Raw genomic sequence first — 7183 nt, 5'->3', positions numbered from 1 at the left:
GGCACGTTCCCGGACTTCAGCAGAAAATTTGTTCGACTTGTTCATGGCTCCATTTTCTCAAGAGTTGGAGCCTCCACCAAATCCGGGGCGGTTCACAGGCGCGTGATTTAAAAGAACCCCTTACCTGCGCTTCTGGCGAGGGTCGCTTTCTCGGCTGGCCCGCTTCGGGCTGCGTAGATGTCGATTTTTTGACCAGCTTAAGTACTGGCCTCAAGTTCCTATACAGAAGTGAATGCAGCTACTTCAATTTGTGCGATAACGTTGCCTACAGCCCCGATGTCTGAAGACAATGCCGTTACGTACGCGTGAGCGGGAAGCATATTTCAAACGCGGGCCTCGCCCCTTCGCGTGATGCGAAATCAATCCGCCCGTTCAACAGCCGGCTGAGCTCCTTGACGATGGCGAGACCCAAGCCCGTGCCGGGAATGTCCGCGCCTGCGGCGCGCTCGAACTCATCGAACACGCGATCTGCGTCGGCAGGCGCGATGCCTAAGCCAGTATCCGAAACACGAATCGACCAACGGTCCGGGCCAACCGCATCGAGAGCCAGTCCAATTTCCTCCTCCATCGTGTACTTTGTCGCGTTTGACAGCAGGTTGACGGCGATCTGCTTCAGTCTGAGACGATTCGACGTTACGGTGAATAGCGACGGGTCGAACGACGCGTGAAAGCAAAGTCCTTTGATCTCGATTGCCGGGCGCGAGGCGTCGACGAGCTCGTCATAAAGCTCCCTCAGGTCAACCCTTTCGAATGTCAAAGGCGTGTTGTCGCCGAGCACAACCGAGTACTCGACCATCTGATCGACGAGCGCCTTCATGTCGGTGGCCTGTCGGTTTGCCAGCGCAAGGGCGGCATCGGCTCTCGCCGGTGCGCGTGCAATCATTTGCGGCGCTAGTGAAAATGCGTTCAGAAAATTGCGCAGGTCGTGGACGACGCTGCGGGTGATCCGCATCCGGGATTCGTAAAGATCGTTGACCAGTCGCTGCTTCAGCGTCAGTTCATGGTTCGCGCGCTCATGCTTGCCCGTATAGTCATCGATCTTTTGATCCCGTTCGCTGACCACTTCCCGGATTGACGTGAGCGTGACCATGCTAAGTGTCTCGGCAACCCTACGCCGTGCCCGGGCTTCATGGCGGCGTCTAAACTCGCTATTGCTGCCTGCGAATTCCTCGAGCGCATCGGCGAGCGTCTGATGAAACAGATCCAGTTCGCGCACAAGTTCCTCGATACGGTAACCCGGCCGCCAGCGGACCATCGCGTGTTTTATGGCATCGCGCTCGATCACCGGCTCGATACGCTCAAGGTCTTCGACTTCGAGTGTCGCGCAGAGTCCCTCCAGAATATCTGGTAGATGATTGGCGAGTTGCTGACAGGTGAGCTTGTCTGCTTCAACGAGATCGACATCGCCGAAAACTGCCTTCATCCAGTGCTCGGTCAGACGGACTCGTTCCGCACGAAGGAAATCGGCGAATCTGCGCAGCGGGCTGCGCATGCATGTCGGTCATGATCGGCATCTGGAAAGGGAGTTTTTACAACAGGAATATGTTCGCTCCCAACAGAAAGAGATCGGGTCGATACGCGCCGCGAAATAACGCGCCTTCTACCGAAATCGATCTGAGCCGCAGCAGTGCCGCTCCGCCGCAGTTTTTGGTGTCGAACCATCATCGCGGACGACTCGCGAAACGCTGTCGCTCAATGGAAAACTCTGGAACAATTTTTGCTCAACCATGCTTTCGCGATAAGAAACGTAATGAAATCAACGCTATCATGCACACCATTCTGCTGGTTGACGATGAACCGGAAATCCTTGCCGCGTGGCGTCTCATCCTCGAAATGGAAGGCTATGCGGTTGTCTGCGCCAGCAACGGCGTCGAAGCACTGGCGCGGGTGGAATCCTGCCGCGTCGACCTCGTTGTCACCGACTGGATGATGCCCCACATTGATGGTGGCGAGCTATGTACGCGACTTAAAAGGAAGCCGGAATTTGCGAACGTGCCGATCCTCGTCCACACGTCTTCCCAACTTTCTGAGGGGAAAAAAAGGAACTGGCAAGGCTATGTGAGAAAGCCGGCTGAAGCGGTCGTGTTCCTGAGCGCGGTCGCCGAACTTTTACATAACGACTGAACGGGTCACCCTCATAAACCAGCATACGCGAACACCGCCACAGATCCGGTCTTCCATCAAATCTTTTTATTGCGGGAAGCGAGTGTGGTGCCGCTGCTGCATGATGCCCGTTTCGGGCTGGAAAATACTGGATAAAGAGCTCGATTACCGCGCATCCATAGGACGCCTGGTGACGGGAAGCCGGAACACTCCGCCTCTTTCACGTTTTTATCGGCTATCGCTGCGAACGATGCGGCGGAGCGATAACAGTTCGCCAATTCAGTGCGCCTGCTCAGGCTGCCCGGCCTCCGGGCGAATCACATACTCGACACACCGCCGTCAAACTCTTCATGCCGCGGTTACTGCAGACGTTGAGCCCGCAGTAACCGTGGGGCAAGCCATTAGCCCGCCTGACCGCTAAACGCCTTAACCAAAGTGGTAGGGCAAGGCGAGACGGTCGGAGCCGCGTCACTTCTTCAGCTTGTCCTTGACGGTGTCGGCCGCCTTGCCGACATTCGCCTGGACCTTGCCGGCCGTTTTCTCGGCAATCCCTTCCGCCTGGGTCGTGCGGTCCCCCGTTACTTTACCGATCGCTTCCTTGATCGATCCCTTCACCTGCTTGGCAGCGCCTTCGATACGGTTCTTGTCCATGATTACCTCCAGGTTAAAGATGGGTCATCTGCATCCGTCGCGGAACTCGCTTCGGAGTGAAGCCAGTATCGCCATATCGGGCACCGCGAACCAGAAGCGAATGCATCATCCGACCCAGTGCATTTGCCACGCCAGCGAGCCGCGTCACTTGCCCTTCCCCCGCCGCGCGGAACTCGTGGTCTGACGCGCCGCAGCCGCCTTGCCGAAATGCCCGCGGCTTTGCGCCCACACAATCGCCTCCGCGCGACTATGCACGTCGAGCTTCGCGTAGATGGTGGCCACGTGGTTGCGCACCGTGGCGGGCGACAGCCCCAACGCTTTCGCGATGTCCTTATCCGAGAGTCCTTTGCACAATTGCTCGAACACATCGCATTCGCGTGCGGTCAAATCCGACAGGTGAGCGCCAGCGTCGGGCGCGTTCGCACGGCGGACATTGGCGAGCTTCTCGATCAGTGTCCGGCTGAACCACGAAGCATCCTGCATGACCGTCTCGATCGCAGACACCAACTCCATTTCCGAACGCTTGCGATCCGTGATGTCCAGTATCGCCATCAGGACGCATTCCGTGCCGTGAATCGTCACGGGCTCCGCCGAGACGAGACAGTCGAGCACGCTGCCGTCTTCGGCGCGAATCCGGAATTCGACGCTGCGCAGACTGCCGGACTTTTGCAGCAGATCGGCGATCTTCGTGCCCGCGTCATCAACCCACAATTCCACTTCATCGATACGTTTGCCCACGATCTGCTCGGTGCCGAACCCCGTTGTGGTGGTGAACGCATCGTTGATATCGAGCGTCATGCCGCCGTCCGCCGCGTAGAGCACCGTCGGTATCGGGTTCATGCGAAACGAGCGCTCAAAGCGTTCCTCGCTCTGCTTGAGCGCCGTCTCTGCGCGCTTGCGCGGCTCCAGATCCATGAAGGTGAACAGCATGCAGGCCTCGTCTCCGATTTCGATCGGCTGCCCGGCAACCACGACAAACTTCGTGATGCCCTCCGGCAATTTCAGCACGGCCTCCATCTGCGGGATGGTCGCGCCCTCGCTCAAACGCTCGATTGCAAGCTCGCGCCGCTCGGCGGCCTCGAACACGTCGAGTTCAAACACCGATCGGCCGATGACGTCTTCACGCACATACCCGGTCATCTCCAGAAAACCCTGGTTGACCTTGATATAGCGTTGATCCTGCAACCGGCAAATCAGCGCAGGAGCGGGATTGGCGTTGAACGTTCGCTCGAAGCGCTGTTCGGCGCTCGCCCAGTCGCTCGCATCGTGGAGAATCAGCGCGAGGCAATCCGGTTCATCGTTCGCGTTGGTCAGCACGAGGCTGCGAATGCGGTGAACCCAATGCGCCTCTTCATCATCGGTCCGGCTGACTTCGACGATGACGTCACTGAAGCTTTCCCCCGCGATCACCCGGTCGATCGGATAGCTGCCCGGCTGTACGGGGTGGTTATTGCGGTAGCGCAGCCGGAACCGTTCGCGATACTCGTCGACATTCGCGCCCAGCTGGGCCAGCTCTTCTGCGCCGTGCATCTCGAGTGCGGCCTGATTGGCCCACACGATCGTCTGATCCGGCTCCACCAGGATGACGCCTTCGGTCAAGCCGCTGATGATCTGATGCAATTGCTTGCGGTCGGTCTGCCTGCGCAAGACCTTATCGTCGTTCAGTGCCTGTGCCTCGGTCTCACGATCGTCAAGGGCATCGCTCATCTTCGTTTCTCCCATTTCATCCAGGCGCCCGCCGCGCCCACACGGCAACGGTCGGTCAACTGGAGTTTGACACCAGCTTCATCGCACTGCAAAGCCTGCGCCACCGTGGCATTCGCACCAGGCGCCTGGGTGCGAATGCATCATCCGCCATCGCCCTCCCCCTGCCTACACTGTGCATCGTTTCCGCTTCAACCTGATGCCATCCTGGGGAGAAAAAAATGTTCAGACCGAGCAGAAGACAGTTTATTGCAGCAGGCGGCGCCGCTATCGGCTCGCTTTGCCTCGGCGCCTGCACGACGACCGGACCGTCGGGGGCGCACACCGCAGCGTCGGTCGCCGACCATGATCGGGCGATCAACGCCGACGTCAACGCGACACTCGAGCGGTTTTATGCAACGGTGAAAGGCTCGCGAGAGCTTATCGGCATAGCGCACGGCGTGCTGGTGTTTCCGTCCGTCGTCTCGGCGGGCTTCCTCGTGGGCGCGCAGTACGGCGAAGGCGCATTGCGCGTCGGCGGACGCACCGAGGGTTACTACAGCACCGCTGGCGGCTCCTTTGGCCCGCAGATCGGTGCGCAGTCTAAAGCCCTGATATTCGCCTTCCTGACCGAGGACTCGCTCGTCCGGTTCCAGCGCCTGGACGGCTGGGCGGTCGGCGCGGATGCGACGGTGGCGGTGCTCAAGGTCGGCGCGAACGGTGATCTCGACACCTCGAGCGCCACCAGTCCGATCGAGGTCTTCGTACTGACCAACGCCGGATTGATGGCCGGTATCTCGCTCGAAGGCACGAAGGTCACCCGCCTGAAGCGCTGAACGCGCAGGCAGGCGCCTTCCATCCACACGACTCTTCATGGAGCTTTCTGATGAACCCGTTTGATTCGATCCACCAACCCGTCCGCCTGGTTCCGGCGCGCCTGTCATGGGGCGCGGTGTTCGTCGGTTTCGTCATTGCGATGACCACTTATCTGTTTCTCGCCGTGCTCGGCACCGCGATCGGTGCGAGTGCCTTCGATCCGCTCGGCAACCGCAATCCGTTCAGCGGATTCGGTACGGCCGCCAGCATCTGGGTCGCCGTCTCGACGCTGCTGGCGCTGATGGCAGGCGGATTTTTCGCCGGCCGCTCCGCGCCGGGTAAAGGTGCGCTGCACGGCTTTCTGTGCTGGTCGTTGACTACCCTCACCACCGCTTATCTGGTGTCGAGCGTGGCTGGCAGCGCAATCGGCGCCGTGTCCGGCGTCGCGGGTCAGGGCCTGTCGCTTGCCGGTCAGGGAATCGCCGCCGTAGCGCCGACGGTCGCATCGGGCGCCAAGGCAGCGCTGCGCAGGAATGGCATTTCGCCAGATATCGACGACGTCGAGGCGAACCTGGAGACCCTGTTGAGCCAGTCGGGCAAGTCCGCGCTCGCGCCTTCACAACTCGCTTCGGCCGCCAGTTCCGCAACTGCGGATGCCGCCTCGACCGCCAGCAACGCTGCGGCCAACCCGCAGTCGTCCGGCCCTGATCTGAAGGATTTTTTCGCGCGTCTGAAAGAGAAAGCCCAGCCCGCGATGGACGCGGCCGACCGAGACGCGCTCGTGAACATTATCGTTGCTCGCACAGGAAAATCGCGGCAGGAAGCCGAACAGATCGCCGATAACTATGAGCAGACTTACAACCAGGCCCTGCAGCAGTTGCGCGAACTGAAGCAGACGGGCGAACAAAAGGCCCGTGAGGCAGGCGACGCGGCATCGGCCGGCGTGAGCCGGGTTGCGTGGACCGCAGTCGTCGTTCTGCTGCTGGGCGCAATCGCCTCGGCGGTGGCAGGCCTGATCGGGCAACGCACGAGCCGCGCGTTAGGTTCGTCAACCGTTGAGGAAACCGGACACTGACTGACGATAGAGGGTTGGGACAGCATGTCTAATGATCAAAGAGGATTGTCAATGAAAACACGTAAGGCCATTTTTGCCCTGCTCACTATCATTCCTGTTTTAATCTCGGTATCTGCCGCGTATGGCAAGGGTTGCCTCAAAGGCGCGGTCGTAGGAGGCGTGGCGGGCCACGTAGCAGGCCATCATGCCGTCGCGGGCGCTGCCCTCGGCTGTGCGGTCGGCCATCATGAGGCCGTGAAAAAGGAAAAGGCCGCCGCCGCACAGAGCGCGTCGGGCGCAACTAGACCGCAGTAGTCAATGCTCGCTCCGGGCCTGAGTGCGCAACAAGTACAAGGTTCGACGTTCGGGGGGCGGGAGTTATCCATTCTCACACCTCGACGGGCACTTCGGTCTCGTGCGTCTGACTGGTCCATGGTTGTCAACTTGCCGTGTACGAAGGCAACTACACGGTCACGACTTACTATGGCACGTTCCAGCTAGGGAGCTTGAAAACCCGATTCAACAGTCAGGTCACGGTATCCTGCGAAGCGGGAACTATTGGTTGGATCGCTCTGGCTGGCTTGGGTCGATCAGAGGCGAACGCGGGCGACCAGCGGCGGACGGAGACCATTGAAATCGGCCTACGCTTGCCTTCCGTGGGCGTCGAATTGATTTCTTGGCATGTCATTTCTTTCCAGGCGATTAGTATATTGCCCACGCCGCCCTTGAAAGGACAATCCAACCATGCAAAAGAAGATTATCGCGACCGCGCTAACCGGGACAGCACTACTTCTGGGAGCCTGCGCATACATCCCTCGACCCGGGCCGGTCGGCAACCGCGCCGTGCCGCAACCGGCCAGATCCGTCAACCTAAGC

9 protein-coding genes are annotated in these 7183 nt (G+C 59.8%); 6 read left to right on the top strand and 3 right to left on the bottom strand.

Annotated elements, in window-relative coordinates; genetic code table 11:
• Window positions 1–284: hypothetical protein (locus BX591_RS36815; RefSeq protein ID WP_208644758.1), on the top strand; the 284-nt coding region annotated here is incomplete at its 5' end.
• Window positions 285–295: 11 nt separating this feature from the next.
• Here BX591_RS36815 and BX591_RS35460 read toward each other — a convergent pair.
• Complete coding sequence (locus BX591_RS35460; protein WP_111935957.1) at window positions 296–1492, bottom strand: sensor histidine kinase; 1197 nt, start codon at window positions 1490–1492, stop codon at window positions 296–298.
• Between the two features lie 11 nt (window positions 1493–1503).
• Between BX591_RS35460 and BX591_RS37090 the strand changes: the two genes are divergently transcribed.
• Window positions 1504–2124 carry a response regulator gene (locus BX591_RS37090; protein ID WP_244218705.1) on the top strand — a complete coding sequence of 207 codons (621 nt, stop codon included), beginning with the start codon at window positions 1504–1506 and terminating at the stop codon, window positions 2122–2124.
• Between the two features lie 447 nt (window positions 2125–2571).
• Here the strand turns inward: BX591_RS37090 and BX591_RS35450 are convergent, their stop codons facing one another.
• Window positions 2572–2754 (bottom strand): CsbD family protein, encoded by a 183-nt coding sequence (locus BX591_RS35450; RefSeq protein ID WP_111935955.1) that lies wholly within the window; start codon window positions 2752–2754, stop codon window positions 2572–2574.
• A 144-nt stretch (window positions 2755–2898) separates the two neighbouring features.
• Complete coding sequence (locus BX591_RS35445; protein WP_111935954.1) at window positions 2899–4461, bottom strand: PAS domain S-box protein; 1563 nt, start codon at window positions 4459–4461, stop codon at window positions 2899–2901.
• A 218-nt stretch (window positions 4462–4679) separates the two neighbouring features.
• Between BX591_RS35445 and BX591_RS35440 the strand changes: the two genes are divergently transcribed.
• The 4 genes from BX591_RS35440 to BX591_RS36810 all read left to right on the top strand — a co-directional run.
• A complete protein-coding gene (locus BX591_RS35440; protein WP_111935953.1) occupies window positions 4680–5273 on the top strand; it encodes a BPSL1445 family SYLF domain-containing lipoprotein in 594 nt (197 codons plus the stop codon).
• A 50-nt stretch (window positions 5274–5323) separates the two neighbouring features.
• Entirely contained in the window at window positions 5324–6328 is a 1005-nt protein-coding gene (locus tag BX591_RS35435) for a YrzE family protein (protein ID WP_111935952.1), read from the top strand.
• Window positions 6329–6379: 51 nt separating this feature from the next.
• Entirely contained in the window at window positions 6380–6622 is a 243-nt protein-coding gene (locus tag BX591_RS35430; RefSeq protein ID WP_111935951.1) for a hypothetical protein, read from the top strand.
• 134 nt (window positions 6623–6756) lie between these two features.
• Window positions 6757–7183: hypothetical protein (locus BX591_RS36810; RefSeq protein WP_208644757.1), on the top strand; the 427-nt coding region annotated here is incomplete at its 3' end.

Origin of the sequence: Paraburkholderia bryophila, from assembly GCF_003269035.1 — a bacterium.
Classification (GTDB): domain Bacteria; phylum Pseudomonadota; class Gammaproteobacteria; order Burkholderiales; family Burkholderiaceae; genus Paraburkholderia; species Paraburkholderia bryophila.
This window is presented reverse-complemented; position numbering and strand designations above follow the sequence as displayed.